The organism is Streptomyces sp. NPDC111507, assembly GCF_055638955.1.
The window spans coordinates 245,559-260,696 of the sequence record NZ_JBVKBU010000014.1 but is presented as its reverse complement, the minus strand read 5'-3'; the positions used below and the strand labels follow the sequence as shown (position 1 = coordinate 260,696).

Below are 15,138 nucleotides of genomic sequence, written 5' to 3'. Positions count from 1 at the left end.
GTTGAGGGCGTAAGACCACCGGGAGCGCTGCTCCCAGAGGCAGCCTGAGCCAGGAATCCCCGCTCAGCCCTGAAGGAAGGAATCCCCTCCCTTCAAGGAGGGGAGCAGTCAATGACGTGGTTCCTAGCGCTCGCTCGGTGCCCGGGGATGCCTGCACACAGGAGACGTCGTGGAACGCGGCCGATAACAGAAAGTCGCTCAGAGGCCTTCCTTCATGGACGCGATGACGGATTCCGGCCGTCGCGACCGGCCCGTCATGCCAGAGGCACCCACGTGCCCCGCTCGGCGGAGCGGGACATCGCGTCCAGTGCGGCCGCGCTGTGCACCGCGTCGGCCAGCGTCGCGCCGTACGGGGTGTTCTCGGCGATCGACCGCAGGAAGTGGTGGGCCTCGATGACCTTGAGATCGTCGTAGCCCATGCTGTTGGCGGAACCCGGTTGGAAGGCGGCGTACTCGCCGTCCCCGGGGCCGACGTACACCGTGCTGACGGGCTGGTCCTGGTACGACGTCCCCCTGCTGACGCCCAGTTCGCCCATGCGCCGGAAGTCCCAGAAGACCGCGCCCTTGGTGCCGTGCACCTCGAAGCCGTAGTTGTTCTGCTCGCCGACCGAGACCCGGCAGGCCTCCAGCACGCCCCGCGCACCGGAGGCGAAGCGCAGCAGACAGTTGACGTAGTCCTCGTTCTCCACCGGGCCGAGTTCGCCGCCCGTCGCGCGGGTGTGACCGGCGGTGGCGCCGGTCGGGCGGGCCCGGCGAGGCAGGAAGATCGCGGTGTCGGCGGTCAGTGCCTCGATCTCGCCGAGCAGGAAGCGCGCCAGGTCGACGCCGTGCGAGGCCAGGTCGCCGAGGACGCCGCTGCCGCCGCGCTCCCGCTCGTAGCGCCAGGTCAGAGCGCCCTCGGGATGGGCCGCGTAGTCGCTGAACAGCCGGATGCGGACATGGGTGACGATGCCGATCTCGCCGGAGGCGATCAGTTCGCGGGCGGCGGCGACGGCGGGCGCGCCCCGGTAGTTGAAGCCGACCGTGCCCTGGACCCCGGCCTTGGTGACCGCGTCCGACACGGCCCGGGCGTCCTCGGCGGTCAGTCCCACCGGCTTCTCGATCCAGATGTGCTTGCCCGCCTCGGCCATGGCGAGGCCGATCTCGCGGTGCAGGAAGTTCGGCGCGGCGATGCTCACCGCCTGGACCCGGGGATCGGCGGCCACCTCGCGCCAGTCGCGGTGGGCGGCGGCGAAGCCGTACTGGGCCGCGGCCTCCTCCGCCCGGCCCGGCACCTCGTCGGCGACGGCGACCAGTTCGGGCCGCACGGACAGCGCGGGGAAGTGGTGGGGCACGCGGGCGTACGCCTGGGTGTGCACCCGTCCCATCCAGCCGAACCCCACGACGGCAACGCCGAGCGTACGCACCATGACTGCCCCTCTTTGGACCGGTCCAACGATTTCTCGGCTCACACTGAAGGCCGCTGCAGTGCGTGTCAAGCCCTTTGACAAGCTCGCCCGCCATATGGAACGGTCCAGGAATGGAGCCACGCAGACCATGAGAGCACCGACGATTCGCGATGTCGCCGAGCGAGCCGGAGTGTCGAAGTCGCTGGTCTCCCTCGTGCTGCGCGGCTCCGACCAGGTCCGCGACGAGAAGCGGCAGGCCGTGCTGGCCGCCGTCGAGGAGCTCGGCTACCGGCCCAACGCCGCGGCGCGCAGCCTCAGCGAGCGGCGCACCCGCACGGTCGGGGTGCTCCTCAACGACATGCGCAACCCCTGGTTCGTGGAGCTGCTGGACGGTCTCAACTCGCGGCTGCACGACTCGGGCCTGCACATGCTGCTCGCCGACGGCCATCTCAACCGGCGTCTGGGCGAGGACCTCACCCGTACCTTCGTGGACCTGCGTGTCGATGGTCTGATCGCCGTCGGCACCCTGCCGGCCGCCGAGGCGTTGCGGACGGCGGCCGGGCAGATTCCCACCGTGGTCGCGGGCGCCCGGGAGCCCGAGCTGCCCGGTGTCGACGTCGTCGCCAACGACGACGAGCGCGGCGCCCGCCTGGCCACCGAGCATCTCATCGGCCTCGGTCACCGCCGGATCGCGCACATCGCGGGGCGGGGGGTGGTCGGTGAGCTGCGCCGCCGCAGCTTCGAGGCGGTCATGCGCGAGCACGGACTGGCCGCGGAGGCGGTCGTGGAGCAGGGCGACCTGACCGAGGAGGGCGGCTACCGTGCCACGGTCCGGCTGCTCAGCGCCCGCGAACGGCCCACCGCCGTCTTCGCGTTCAACGACATCGCCTGCGTCGGCGCCCTCTCGGCCGCCGAGGAACTCGGCCTCCAGGTGCCGCGCGACCTCTCCCTCGTCGGCTACGACAACACCTACCTCTCCCGGCTGCGGCACCTGTGGCTCACCACCGTGGACAGCGCCGGTCATGACGTCGGCCGCCGTGCCGCGCAGTGTCTGCTCGACCGGATCGCCGACCCCGCCCGCCCGGGCGAGGTCGTCCTCACCGCCCCGGCCCTCGAGGTCCGCGGCACCACGGCACCCCCACTCGGTCAGGCGGGAGCGGGTGCCGGAGCGGCGGCGGTGCGGGCGGTGAGGGAGGCCGAGTAGCGGCGCAGCAGGAGTACGGCGGTGGTGGCGAGGCCGGTGAGCAGACCGAGCCAGATGCCGACGGTGTCGAGGCCGAGTGGGTAGGCCCCCAGCCAGGCGGCGGGCAGCCCGACGGCCCAGTAGCCGATCAGCGTGATCCGGAAGCCGCTCTTGGTGTCGTCGAGGCCGCGGAGCAGTCCGACACCGATGTTCTGCGCGCAGTCGAAGAACTGCAGGAACGCGGTGACCATGAGCAGGTGCGTGGCGATGTCGAGCGCCCGGTCGGAGCCCGAGTCCAGGAACGGGGCCAGCACCAGACCCGGCAGCGTGACGTAGACGACGCCCACGACCGTCATCACGGCCGCGGCGCAGGCCAGCGCGGTGTTCTTGATACGCCGGGCGTTGTCGACGCGCCCGAGGGCGAGTTCGCGGCTGACGTTGATGGACGCGGCGTGGGAGAGGCCGACCGCCACCTGGAAGACGATGTAGACGAGCTGGTTGACGGCCGTGTGCGCGGCCAGCGCGGCCGGCCCGAAGGAGCCGGCCATCAGCGCGGTGAGCGAGAAGAACCCGGCCTCCGAGCCGTAGGTGGCCGCGATCGGGACACCGAGGCCGACCAGACGCCCGACCGTCGCCGGGTCGGCCTTGGCGACGTTCAGGCTGAGCAGCGGTGCCAGCTCGGCGTCCCGTCGCGCCGAGCCGTACAGGGCGAGGAAAGACAGCAGGTAGACGGTTGACGTGGCGACGCCGATGCCCGTGAGGCCGAGCTTCGGCAGGCCCCAAGTGCCGTGGATCAGAACCCAGTTGAGGCCCGCGTTGACGGCGATGGACGCCACGGTGATCTGGAGCAGCGCCTGCGGGCGACGCATCCCGACGGTGAACTGGCGGATGGCCTGGAACCAGAGACAGGGCAGCAGTCCGGGCGCCAGCGCGAACAGCATCGTCCGGGCGCTGTCGACGACGGCCGCGTCCTGCTCGAGCAGGCCCAGACACCGGCCGACGAGGATCATGAGGACGGCCCCGGCGACACCGGCGAGTGTGGCCACGGCCAGACTCGCCCGGACGATCCCGCGGACGTCCTCGCGCGCCTTCCCCCGCTCGGCCTCGGTGGCGTTCTCCGCGCGGGCCGCCGCGGCGGCGATCTGGTTGCCCACGGAGGTGACCAGGCCGACGCCCATGGTCCGCAACTGGTTGAAGATCACGATGGTGAGGCCGCCGGCCGCGAGCTCCCGGGTGCCGAGCAGGCCCATCATCACGGTGTCGGTGGTGGTCAGCGCGACTTGGGCGAGCTGGGTGAGGACGAGCGGCACGGCGAGGGTGGCGAGCGCGCGGGCGTCACGGAGGAGAGTGGCCGGCATGAGGGTCATCGGTTCCTGCGGAGTTTGGTGAGGAGCTCGTCGATTTCCCGTTCGGTCGCGGGAGCGAGCAGTTCGCGGGCATGCATCCAGTCGTCGTTGAACACCGTGTCCAGGTACTTCTCCCCGCCGTCGTTGACGAGCGCGACCATAGTCGTGCCCGGCGGCAGTGCGGCGAGCCGGGTCAGCGCCTCGTGCACGACACCGCCCGCCGAGCCGCCGATGAGCAGTCCGGTGCGGGCCACGGCACGACAGGTGGCGAACGCCTCGACATCGCCGACCTTGACACCCTCGTCGATGAGCCCGAAGTCGACGAGCGCACCGATCTCGGCGCCCTCGGGGGTGCCGGTGCCGGACTGGTAGTAGTCGTGCGCGGGCCCGCCGAACGCGATCGATCCCTTGGGCTCGACGCCTATCGTCGTGAAGTCGGGTATGAGCGTACGCAGTTCACGTGCCGTGCCGCAGAGACCGCCGCCGGTGCCGACCGCGCCGACGAGCACGTCGAGCCTGCCGTCGAGCGCCTCGTGGAGCTCATGGGCGACGGGGAAGTAACCGACGCCGTTGCTGGGGTTGTTGTGCTGTTCGGTGAAGATCGTGTTGTCCTGGCCGCGTGCCATCTCCTCGGCGAGTTCCTCGCGCGCGGCGGTGGCCAGGTCCTCGGAGCCGCCGTCGTCGTCGACGTACACGAGTTCCGTGCCCATGGCCTTCATGGCGCGCAGTTTGTCGGCGCTGGCGTGGTGGTCGACGACGGCGGTGAAGGTGTAGCCGCGTTCGGCGGCGACGACGGCGAGTCCGAGGCCCGTGTTGCCGGAGGTCGACTCGATGATCCGGCCGCCGGGCCGCAGTTCGCCGCGTGCCTCGGCGTCGGTGATCATCTGCTGGGCCATCCGGATCTTGGCGGTGCCGGTCGGGTTGAACATCTCCAGCTTCAGCAGCAGTCGGCTGCCGGTCTCGGTGGCGGCGAGTTCGAGGAGAGGGGTGTGTCCGATGAGGTCGGAGACGCGGGAGACCACGGCGGGGCGCTGAAGTGCTCCGGGCATGCGAAGGCTCCTGGGGGAGTCGGGCGACGTGGGGGTGTCGGGCATGTGCGGGGAGGTCAGGCGAAGTGGCGGTCGAGGCGCCAGCGCGGACGTGGGCGCTCGGTGCGATCGATGACGACCTTGGGCGGCAGGGGCAGGTCGTGGAAGGGCGACTCGTTGGAGTCCATCTGATAGCCGGCCGTGTTCGGGTAGACGAGCAGGTCGCCGACGCGTGGCCGCCGGGGGAAGGGGATCTTCCGCCAGGTGAGCATGTCCGACTCCAGACAGGTGGCCGCGCCGACGGCCGCCGGGTAGGTGCCCACGGCCGCTGGGTAGGTGCCCACGGGTGCGACCGCGCCGAGCGAGAACAGGTGCGGCTCGGGCAGGTACTCGCTGTTGAACCACTGTTCGGACAGGCTCAGGCTCGTGCCGTCCACGGTCAGCAGCCGGTACCCGACGCGCTCCTTGACGCCCTGGATCCGGAACACGCTTGCGCCGGCTTTGTCGAGCAGCGCCCGTCCGGGCTCCAGCAGCAGGACCACTCCGGAGTCGTTCAACAAGTCGGCGAGGCTCTGGTCGTACCCCTCGGGGCGGGCGGCGAGCAGGGCGCGCAGCGCGTCCGCTCCGGCGACCGGGGAGTGATACGGGTAGAAGTCCGCGGGGTCGAAGGTCCGGCCCGCGTGGTAGTGCCCGCCGTGCTGCTCGCCGAGGAAGGTGTGCCAGTTGTCGGCGTCGGTGTAGGCGACCGGCAGCCCGCCGCCGATGCTGATCCGGCTCGCCTCGAGGCCCAGCACGCGGGCCTTGAGGCACAGTTCGAGCAGCCGCCCGGCGAGATCGGCCCGCGCCTGGACGGCGTATCCGGACAGATGGAAGCTGAAGCCCTCCATGCGTACCGCCTCGCCCGCGTGGACGCACCGGTCCAGGGCGGTGGCCAACTCGGCGTCGTCCATGCCGAACCGGCTGTGCGGCTGGGTGCCCGGCAGGCACCGCAGCAGCACCCGGGCCGGCCGGACCCTTCCGCTCACCACGGTCGCGACGAGCGCGTCCAGTTCGTCCAGGGTGTCCACGGCGATCAACGCGCCCTGCTGGACCGCGAGGCGCAGCAGCAGGTCGTCCTTGGCAGGTCCGGTGACGACGAGGTGCTCGCCGCGCATCCCGTGCCCGAGTGCCTCCCGCAGCTCGCCCAGGGAGGCCACGTCGACCCCCGCGCCCCCGGCCGCGGCGCGTTCCACCCACACCGCGGCCTTGTTCGCCTTCTTCGCGAAGTACACGAACCCGTCCACACCCGCCTCGTCGAGGGCCGCGCGCATCGCCCGCAGGTTCGCGTCGAAGGCGTCGGGCAGCAGGAGGTGGAACGGCCCGCCGAACGCGTACGAGAGCTCTTCGAGCAGCCCGCTGCCCAGCACCGCGTCGGTCGCGGGATCGGGCAGCGCGGGCAGCGAGGGACCGGCGGAGGGGGCAGCGCTCACCGCCACAGCGCCACCTCCGTACCGAGCCCCTGCGCCAGTGCGAGCTGCGCGAACCGGTGACCCAGGGCGATGTCGGTGACGACCAGACCGCTGTTGTACGCGAAGATCCGTTCCGTCGCCGAGCCGCGTGCCGCCGTCACGCCCGCCAGCACCGGCGGGAACTCCGTGTCGACCGCGGGGAGTTTGCCGTCGGCGTCCGCCATGTCGGTGCCGGTGACGTTCATCTGGGCCTCGCTGGTGGCGATGACCCGGTCGGCGCGGTGCAGGGTGGACGGCGCGAGTCCGTGACCGACGAGCACGGACAGCACGCCGGGCTTCAGCCAGTCCGCCTCGACGGCGGCCGGGGTGTGCCCGCCCGCCGTCGCCACGATGACGTCGGCCTCCCCGGCGGCGCCCCGCAGATCGGTGACGACCTCCACCTCACGGTCGGGGAAGTACGACCGCAACTGCTCGCGCACCGCGGTGATGCCCTCGGGGTGGGTGCCGGACAGCATCAGCCGGTCGAGGTCCGGCAGGGTGGTGAGCAGGAACGGCAGCGCGAGCCGCCCCTGTGTCCCGGTGCCGATGACCAGGGCGCTGCGCGCGCCGGGCGCCGCGCACTCACGGGCGAGCAGCGCGGAGACCGCCGGGGTGCGCAGCGAGCCGATGCGCGAGCAGTCCATCATCGCCAACGGCAGTCCCGTGACGTCGTCGTAGATGGTCAGGGAGGTGTAGTAGTGCTGCTCGTCGCGGCCCTTGCCCAGGCCGTGCTTGTACGAGGTCTTGATTGCGACGACGTCGCGGGAGCCGTCCCGGCCGAGCATCGCGTAGGCGACCGAGTGCTCGTCCGCGGGCTTGACCGTCAGTTTGCGGGGGTTGTCGGACTGTCCGGCGTGCAGGGTGCGGTAGGCGCCCTCGACGGTCTCGACGACATCGGCCAGGGATATGTCGATTCCGGCCAGGTCGCCGGTGGACAGGATGCGCAGGCTCCGGTCGTCGGCGGGGGTGGTGGTGAGGTCGGTCATGGTCGTGTTCCTCCTGGGCGTGGGGGTCCGGGCGGTGGCCGGGTGCTCAGCTCGCGTGCGCTCGACGGGCGGCACGGTCGCCGTGCGCTTCCAGGACCGCCTGGCCGTATCCGTGCTCGTGGGCCTCGGACAGCGGGCGGGAGCGGCGCCCGGGAACCCGTACGGAGGCACGCTTGAGCCAGCGGTCGGTGCCGTCGTAACGGGCCCGGAAGGGGACCCGGCCGTGCACCACCAGGTCGTTGTCGACGACGAGGACCTCGCCGGGGTTCAGGCTCACCGCGCGGGAGACGCGGGAGAGTTCGGCCGCCAGGCGCGCGTAGGCGGCCCGGTGCGCCGGGGAGGCGTCCTCCAGCGGGGTGTACGCCGGGTCGAACCGCAGCGTCAGCCCGTCCCGGGCGTGGAAGAGGGTCGGTACGCGGGGCGGGGTGCCACCGTCGAAGCCCTGGGCCTCGGCGTAGGCGTCGTCCGGCAGGATCGGCAGTGACGGCCGGGTCAGCAGGCCGATGTCGGCCTCGTCCAGCTCGGCCTGGCGGATGCTGGCGGCGGTGGTCGCGATGTTGTCCGGATTGCGCATGCAGTTGAGCATCAGCAGATGCGCGCGACCGGGGTGGAAGGCGTCCTCGGTGTGCGGGCTGAGCAGCACCGTACTGCTGGCGCCGGTCTGTTCGTCCTCGTGCCCGGGGGAGGGGACGATGTTGTGGACGTAGCGGCCGTCCTGCTGCCCCTCCCAGGCGATGGGGTCGCCCATCACGGTGGCCAGCAGGAGCAGGGTGATGTCGTGCGGGGCGCCGCTGTCGCCCGCCCCGGCCCAACTGGTCGGTGTGGGGCCGAGATCGTGGTCGTCGACGTCGAGTCCCGCGAGGACGTACAGGCCGTCGGCCGTGTCGACGGGGCGGCAGTGGTGGCGGAGTGTGTCGCCGAAGGCGTCGGCGGCCTGGGCGACGCGCTTCAACAGGGCCTCGGACGTGGCGGATGTCCCGAACTCGCCCAGTATTTTCTCCGCTGCCTGGCGGAGTTCGCCCACGGAGTGGGCATCGAGCGTGCGGACAGGTGCGGCTGCCGTGCTCATGGCAAAGAGATCCCGTTCTCTGGGGGTGCGTGGGGGGTTGGCTGTGCCTGCGCTGTGAACGGGCCGAACGCTAGCATCTAAGTTAGGTTAGGCAAACCTTACTAGCTTTCTCTGACTGAAACACCGTCATCACCCCATCGTCACCGGCCAGTTGTCGACGATCGGCCTGCGGCTTGCCTGGTGGGCCGCTACTACGCCATCTTGCGGAAACGGCTCTCGTTAGGGTAGGCAACCCTAAGAACTTTTCGTTTCCTGTGAGATCGGATCGAGGACGTACGTGAACATCACCAGGCGCCAAGTGCTGTGGGCTGGCGGAGCGACAGGCGCGACAGCACTGCTGGCCGCTTGTTCGGGGGGCGACGACACCTCGGCCGAACCGGCCGCCGCGGGAGACAAGCCCAAGAAGGGCGGCACCCTGCGCATCGGAGCCCTGGGACGGGCCAGCGCCCTCACCCGTGACCCGCACGGCACGCAGGGCAACGAGAGCGACTACCTGATCCTCGCCCTGGTGTACGACACACTCACCGTGCCCGGTGCGGGGCCCAACACCAAGCCCCGCCTGGCCACTTCCTGGGAGCACTCCGGGGACCTGAAGACCTGGCGCTTCAAGATCGCCAAGGGTGCGGCCTTCCACGACGGCACCCCGGTCACCGCCGCCGATGTCGTCTGGTCGCTCCAGCGGCTGCGGGGCACCCCTTCCGGCGCCGCCCGGCTGCCCGGCATCGAGGCGAAGAACATCAAGGCCGAGGGCGACGACACCGTCGTCCTCGTCTCCGACTACGCCAACGCCGAACTGCCCCTGCTGACCCGCCTGACGACGTTCGTCCTGAAGAAGGACACCCCCGACAAGGAGCTGGAGAAGGCGCCGGGCACCGGCCCGTTCAAGCTCGACTGGTACCGCGGCGGCAACGCCCGCCTCGTCCGCAACGACCAGTGGTACGGCGGCACGGTCCACCTCGACGCCGTCGAGGTCACCATGTTCGAGACCCCCCAGGCGATGTCCAGCGCGCTGCTCGGCGGCCAGATCGACGTCGCCTCGAACGTCGGCGCCGTCGCCGCCCGTACCGCCGAGTCCCGCAAGGATGTCCAGGTCGTCCGCCGCCCCAACGACATGTCGATGCCCCTCGTCATGCGCACCAAGAGCGGCCCGTTCGCCGACGCGCGCGTGCGCGAGGCGCTGCGCCTGGCCGTCGACCGCGACGCCATGGTCAAGCAGGTCCTGTCCGGGTACGGTACCGTCGCCAACGACATCATGGGCACCGGCGACCCGCACTACGCCAAGGACATCCCGCAGCGAAAGCGCGACCTCGCCAAGGCCAGGCAGCTGCTCGCCGACGCGAAGTTCGACCTCACCAAGACCTACGACCTGGTGACCACCGAGGACATCTCCGGCCTCGCCGAGTCCGCCACGCTGCTCGCCGCCCAGGCGCGCGAGGCCGGCATCAAGCTCAAGGTCGACAAGCAGGAGTCCGGCGCGTTCTACGAGAAGACCTGGCTCAAGGGCGACCTGTACACCACGTACTGGGGCACCAACGACTCCGTGGTCTTCTTCGCCTCCAAGACCCTGGTCAGCGAGGCCGGGCAGAACGAGGCCGGCTTCGACGACAAGGCATTCGACGCCTCCTACCGCAAGGTCATCGGCACAGCCGACGAGACGGCACGCGCCACGGCCCTGCACGAGCTCCAGCAGATCGAGTTCGACGAGTCCGGCTATCTGCTGTGGGGCATGGCCGACGGCATCGACCTCGCCGTCGCCAAGGTGCGTAACCTGCCCAAGCTCCCGGGCTACGGCCGGGTCCAGCTCGAGAATGTGTGGCTGAGTTGAGCCGCACGGCCGAGGAGGAAACGGTGGCCGCCCCCGCCCGCCCGGGGGCGGCCACCGCGCCACGTCGCGAGGGCCCGTTCGCCGTGCGCGTCGCCGTGTGGATCGCGATGGCCGTGGCACGGCGGGCCCTGATGCTCGCGGTGCTTCTCGCTGTGGTGTTCGTCGCGGTGGAGGCGCTGCCCGGCGACGCGGCCACGGCGACCTCGGAACGCGGGGACAGTGCCGCCGACGTGGTGGCCAGACGCCATCTTCTCGGCCTCGACCGGCCGTTGTGGGCGCGCTTCTGGGACTGGATGACGGCCCTGCCCACCGGCGACCTGGGCACGTCCGCGCGCGGCCAGAAGGTGACCGACCTGCTCGCCGACCCGTTCCCCAACACACTGCTGCTCGGCTCGGTCGCCTTCGTCCTGACCGTCGCCGCCGCGCTCGCGCTGGGCTGTTGGGCGGCCTGTCGCCCCGGCCGGCCGGTCGACCGGATCATCGGCCACGCGGCCACCGCCGCGTTCGCCGTGCCCGAATTCGTCGTCTCCGTGGGCCTGTTGCTCGTCCTGTCGCTGTGGACGGGGTGGTTGCCGGCCGTCACGCTCACGGGCGCCGACGGCGACCCCACCACTTGGACCATGCTGATCATGCCGGTACTGGCCCTGGCCATTCCGCAGACCGGATGGAACACCCGGCTCGTGCGCGGCGCGCTCGCCGACCAGGCCGCGACGCCGCACGTCGAAGCCGCCCACCTGGACGGACTGCCCGTCCATCGGGTCGTGCTGCGGCACGCGCTGCCCGGCGCGCTCCCCGCGATCGCCATCGGCGTCGCCACCTCCACCGGCATGCTGCTGGGCGGCGCGGTGGCCGTGGAGACACTGTTCAACTACCCGGGCATCGGAACCGTACTGGCGGGCGCCGTCGCCTCTCGCGACACCCCGCTGATCGCCGGGGTCGTGATCTGCGCGGGCACCGCGATCAGTGTCGTCCTGCTGGCCGCCGACTTTGTCCGCGCCCGGATGCTGGGAGCACGCCCATGAGCACTCCTGCCACCGCGGCACCCCGCCGCGTTCCGTCCCACGTCCCGCGGCGCGTCGCACCGGGCCTGCTGCTCGTCCTGGTGGCCCTCACCGGCCCGTTCCTCGCTCCGCACGCGGTCGACAAACCCGTGACCGCCCCCTACGCCCCGGCCGGGGACAGCGCACCGCTCGGCGGCGACCAGCTGGGACGCGACGTCCTGAGCCGGCTCCTGCACGGCGGTACGGCGCTGATCGGCAGCGCTCTGTTGGTCGCCGTGGTCGTGACCGGCCTCGCCACCCTGATCGGCTGCGTCGCCGCGTTGCGCCCCGCCCTCGGCCGGGCGGTGGAACGGACGGCCGACGTGGCCATTCTGCTGCCACCGGTCCTCGGCGTCATGCTCATCGCGCTGGCCTGGCCGGACGGCGGACGCCTGGCCGTCAACACCGCGGCCATCGTCCTCGGAGTCCCCTACGCCGTACGGCTCGTCGCGGGCGCGGCGGCCCCCCTCGCACAGTCCGGCTACGTCGAGGCCGCCACCGCCCGCGGCGAGAAGCTCTGGTATCTCACCCTGCGCGAACTCCTGCCCAACTTGCGCGCCACCGTGCTCGCCCTGTTCGGCCTGCGCTTCGTGGAGGCGGTCTACGTCATCTCCATGGCCGGGTTCCTTCAGATGGGTCCCCAACCCCCGGCCTCCGATTGGGCGTTGATGGTCCGGGAGAACGCCCCGGGCATCCTCCTCAACCCCTGGGCCGTGGTCGCCCCCGGCCTGGCCATCGCCCTGCTCGCGATCAGCGTCAACCTCGCCTCCTCCTCGCTCGCCGCACGCCCCGTACGGAAGGCGGTGACCACCTCGTGAGCCACCCGGCCACCACCCGAGACGTCCCCGACGACGAGCCCGCGCCGGCACCGACCACCGAGCCCCCGGCTCCCCTGGTGCGGGTCACCGGCCTCGAAGTCCGCGTCCCCGAGGGCCCGTTCCTGCTGCGTCCCGCCAGCCTGGTCGTACGTCCCCGGCAGATCACCGCCCTCACCGGCGCCTCGGGCTCCGGCAAGACGACGCTGCTGCGCGCCCTCGTCGGCCACCTCCCGCCGGGCGCCACCGTGTCCGCCGGAACCCTTGACGTCCTGGGCCACGACCCCTCGACGCTGCCGGGCCCGGCACTGCGCGAACTGCGCCGAACCCGGATCGCCTACGTCGGACAGGACCCCGGTTCCGCACTCAACCCGCGGATGAAGGTGCGCCGTCTGGTGGCCGAGACCGCCACGGACCGCGGCGGTGAGGCGGTGCTCGCGCTGCTGCGCGAATGCCGGCTGCCCATCGACGACGGGCTGCCCGACCGGCGCCCCACCGCGCTCTCGGGCGGCCAGCAGCGCCGCGTCGCCCTCGCCCGCGCGCTGGCCCGCACCCCGGACGTCCTGCTCCTGGACGAGCCGACCGCCGGACTCGACTCCGCCCTGCGCGACGACATCGCCGGGCTGCTGCGCGACCTCGCCACCCGACGCGGCCTCGCCGTGGTGATGGCCTGCCACGACCCCGAACTCGTCGCGGCCTGCGCCGACCAGGTCGTCCATCTGTCGACTCCCGCGCAGCCCCGGGCGCCCCGGGCGAGGACGGAGCCACCCCCTACCGAACGGTCGCCCGCCCTCACCGAGGGCATCACGGCGCGCGGGATCAGCGTCGCCTTCCGGCACCGGGGACAGGTCCACCACGCCCTGGACGCCGTGGACTTCACGGCCGTGCCCGGCAGCGCCACCGGCGTCGTCGGGCCGTCCGGTTCCGGCAAGACCACGCTGCTGCGCGTGCTGGCCGGCCTGCACCGGCCCGACGCGGGCCACGTCACCCTGGACGGGCAGCCGGTCGGGGACACGGCACGCCGTCGCAGCCGTACGCACCACCGGCGCATCCAACTCGTTCCGCAGAACCCGCTGGATACGCTCAACCCCTCCCACACCGTCGGTGCCGCGCTGGCCCGCCCGCTGCGACTGCACCGCACCCTCGCCAAGAGCCAGGTGTCCGACCGGGTGGCGGAACTCCTCGAACAGGTCGAGCTGCCCGCCGACTTCGCCCGCCGGCGTCCCGCGGAGCTGTCGGGAGGCCAGCGGCAACGCGTCTCCATCGCCCGCGCGCTGGCCGCCGAGCCCGACTTCCTGCTCTGCGACGAGATCACTTCCGCCCTCGACCCGGACACGGCCACCGCGGTCATGGAACTCCTGCGACGTCTGCGCACCGAAAGGAACCTGGCGGTCGCGCTGGTCAGCCACGAACTGCACCTGGTGGCCGCCTACACGGACACCGTGCACCTGCTGGAGTCGGGTCGCCTGGTCCGCCACGGCCCCACCGCCGAGTTGCTGTCCGTCTGACTCGGCGGCCTCCTCGTCGAGGAGTTCGGCCGTGTGCCGGTCACCACGATCTGCCGCCGCGGCCCTGGCCCCGTGAGGGTCAGGGCAGCTGCTTCAGCAGTTCGGCGGCGAGGGGGGCGGAGGACGCCGGGTTCTGGCCGGTGACCAGGTTGCGGTCGACGACCACCTTGGGGGCCCACGGCTCGCCCTCCTGGAAGTCGACGCCCACCTCGACGAGCCGGTCCTGGAGCAGCCACTTCGCCTGGTCGGCGAGACCGGCCTGCGACTCCTCGGCGTTGGTGAACCCGGAGACCCGGTAGCCCGCGAAGGCGTTGGTGCCGTCCTCCTTCGTCGCGGCGAGCAGCGCGGCGGGGCCGTGGCACACCACACCGAGCGGCTTGCCCGACTCCAGCGCGAGGGTGAGCAGCCGGCCGGAGTCCGCGTCGACCGCCAGGTCCTCCATCGGACCGTGGCCGCCGGGGTAGAAGACGGCCGCGTAGTCGGCCAGGTCGACCTCCGCCAGTTTGACCGGCCGCTGCAGCGCGGTCATCGACGCGAGGGCGTGCGCGATGCGGTCGGCGGCCTCCTGGCCACCGTTGACCTCGGGAGCCAGGCTCCCCTTGTCCACGGTCGGCACGACGCCGCCCGGCGTGGCGACGACGACCTCGTGGCCCGCGGCCTCGAACGCCTCGTACGGGGCGACGGCCTCCTCGGCCCAGAAGCCGCTCGGGTGGCGGGTGCCGTCGGCGAGCGTCCAGTGGTCGGCGCCGGTGATCACGAAGAGAATCTTCGACATGGTGCGTTTCTCCGAGGGTGCGGGGGGCGTTGCCGGTTGTTCCTGTCGTACGCCGCGACGCTCTTGACCCAGATCGTCGGGGCGGTGATGTCCTCGACCGTATGCGGCTGTGGCATAGGTGACCAATAAGGAGTGTGGTCAGAGCCATAGGAAAGCCAATGCCTGGACGTCGGACGTCACCCCCACTACTCTGTTCGTAACCTAATCAATTAGTTGAGTGTGAGAGGCGGGGCTCGGATGCACCCCTTCCGGAAGGCCGTAGAGGCGGGCGACCTCGCCGCGATCGAGGAGATGCTGGCCGACGACGTGGTGTTCACCAGCCCCGTCGCCTTCAAGCCGTACCCGGGGAAGGCCATCACCGCGGCCATCCTGCGCGGCGTCTCCCGTGTCTTCACCGACTTCCGCTACGTACGCGAGATCGCCGGTGCCGATGGCCGCGACCACGCGCTCGTCTTCACCGCGAAGGTGGGCGACAAGGAGCTCAACGGCTGCGACTTCCTGCACTTCGACGAGGACGGCAGGATCGACGACCTGATGGTGATGGTCCGCCCGCTCTCGGCGGCCCATGCGCTCTCCGAGGCGATGGGCGCCCAGTTCGAGCGGATCTCACGCGAGGCGGCGGAGGCGATGGACGGCTAGGAACCGTTCGTTCGCTGTCGGGCAGGCGAGGCTGTTCCTGCGGGCAGGG

Annotated in this window: 13 protein-coding genes; 6 read left to right on the top strand and 7 right to left on the bottom strand. The window is 71.5% G+C overall.

Translation table 11 applies throughout. The features are described 5' to 3' along the window. Nucleotides 1-254: 254 nt before the first annotated feature. Entirely contained in the window at nt 255-1,409 is a 1,155-nt protein-coding gene (locus ACZ7M2_RS39565) for a Gfo/Idh/MocA family protein (protein WP_471599400.1), read from the bottom strand. 127 nt (nt 1,410-1,536) lie between these two features. Here ACZ7M2_RS39565 and ACZ7M2_RS39560 point away from each other — a divergent pair, with 127 nt between their 5' ends. Further along, complete coding sequence (locus tag ACZ7M2_RS39560; RefSeq protein WP_471599399.1) at nt 1,537-2,592, top strand: LacI family DNA-binding transcriptional regulator; 1,056 nt, start codon at nt 1,537-1,539, stop codon at nt 2,590-2,592. Here the strand turns inward: ACZ7M2_RS39560 and ACZ7M2_RS39555 are convergent. From ACZ7M2_RS39555 to ACZ7M2_RS39535, 5 genes are read right to left on the bottom strand one after another with little or no spacing between them, the layout of a single operon-like run. Then, a complete protein-coding gene (locus ACZ7M2_RS39555) occupies nt 2,535-3,929 on the bottom strand; it encodes an MATE family efflux transporter (protein WP_471599398.1) in 1,395 nt (464 codons plus the stop codon). The two genes, ACZ7M2_RS39560 and ACZ7M2_RS39555, sit on opposite strands and share 58 nt — an antisense overlap. 5 nt (nt 3,930-3,934) lie before the next feature. Beyond that, on the bottom strand, nt 3,935-4,966 hold the full coding sequence (locus tag ACZ7M2_RS39550; RefSeq protein WP_471599397.1) for a cysteine synthase family protein: 1,032 nt from the start codon (nt 4,964-4,966) through the stop codon (nt 3,935-3,937). 56 nt (nt 4,967-5,022) lie between these two features. Continuing rightward, a complete protein-coding gene (locus ACZ7M2_RS39545; protein ID WP_471599396.1) occupies nt 5,023-6,420 on the bottom strand; it encodes an alanine racemase in 1,398 nt (465 codons plus the stop codon). Next, nucleotides 6,411-7,418 carry an ornithine cyclodeaminase family protein gene (locus tag ACZ7M2_RS39540; protein ID WP_471599395.1) on the bottom strand — a complete coding sequence of 336 codons (1,008 nt, stop codon included), beginning with the start codon at nt 7,416-7,418 and terminating at the stop codon, nt 6,411-6,413. The genes ACZ7M2_RS39545 and ACZ7M2_RS39540 overlap by 10 nt, the downstream gene beginning before the upstream one ends. A gap of 46 nt (nt 7,419-7,464) precedes the next feature. Then, complete coding sequence (locus ACZ7M2_RS39535) at nt 7,465-8,487, bottom strand: TauD/TfdA family dioxygenase (protein WP_471599394.1); 1,023 nt, start codon at nt 8,485-8,487, stop codon at nt 7,465-7,467. Nucleotides 8,488-8,764: 277 nt separating this feature from the next. Here ACZ7M2_RS39535 and ACZ7M2_RS39530 point away from each other — a divergent pair, with 277 nt between their 5' ends. The 4 genes from ACZ7M2_RS39530 (at nt 8,765) to ACZ7M2_RS39515 (ending at nt 13,675) form a co-directional block, all read left to right on the top strand. Beyond that, complete coding sequence (locus tag ACZ7M2_RS39530) at nt 8,765-10,312, top strand: ABC transporter substrate-binding protein (RefSeq protein ID WP_471599393.1); 1,548 nt, start codon at nt 8,765-8,767, stop codon at nt 10,310-10,312. Between the two features lie 131 nt (nt 10,313-10,443). Then, nucleotides 10,444-11,334 (top strand): ABC transporter permease, encoded by an 891-nt coding sequence (locus tag ACZ7M2_RS39525; RefSeq protein WP_471599409.1) that lies wholly within the window; start codon nt 10,444-10,446, stop codon nt 11,332-11,334. Then, nucleotides 11,331-12,170, top strand: coding sequence for an ABC transporter permease (locus ACZ7M2_RS39520; RefSeq protein WP_471599392.1), 840 nt, complete (start codon nt 11,331-11,333; stop codon nt 12,168-12,170). The genes ACZ7M2_RS39525 and ACZ7M2_RS39520 overlap by 4 nt, the downstream gene beginning before the upstream one ends. Continuing rightward, entirely contained in the window at nt 12,167-13,675 is a 1,509-nt protein-coding gene (locus ACZ7M2_RS39515) for an ABC transporter ATP-binding protein (RefSeq protein WP_471599391.1), read from the top strand. Before ACZ7M2_RS39520 ends, ACZ7M2_RS39515 begins: the two co-directional genes overlap by 4 nt. 79 nt (nt 13,676-13,754) lie before the next feature. On the opposite strand, the gene ACZ7M2_RS39510 is transcribed toward ACZ7M2_RS39515, so the two are convergent. Then, the gene (locus ACZ7M2_RS39510; protein WP_471599390.1) at nt 13,755-14,450 is read right to left on the bottom strand and encodes a type 1 glutamine amidotransferase domain-containing protein; all 696 of its coding nucleotides are present in this window, start codon (nt 14,448-14,450) and stop codon (nt 13,755-13,757) included. Between the two features lie 237 nt (nt 14,451-14,687). Here ACZ7M2_RS39510 and ACZ7M2_RS39505 point away from each other — a divergent pair, with 237 nt between their 5' ends. Continuing rightward, nucleotides 14,688-15,089, top strand: a complete 402-nt coding sequence (locus tag ACZ7M2_RS39505; RefSeq protein ID WP_471599389.1) for a nuclear transport factor 2 family protein — start codon at nt 14,688-14,690, stop codon at nt 15,087-15,089. Nucleotides 15,090-15,138 lie beyond the last annotated feature (49 nt).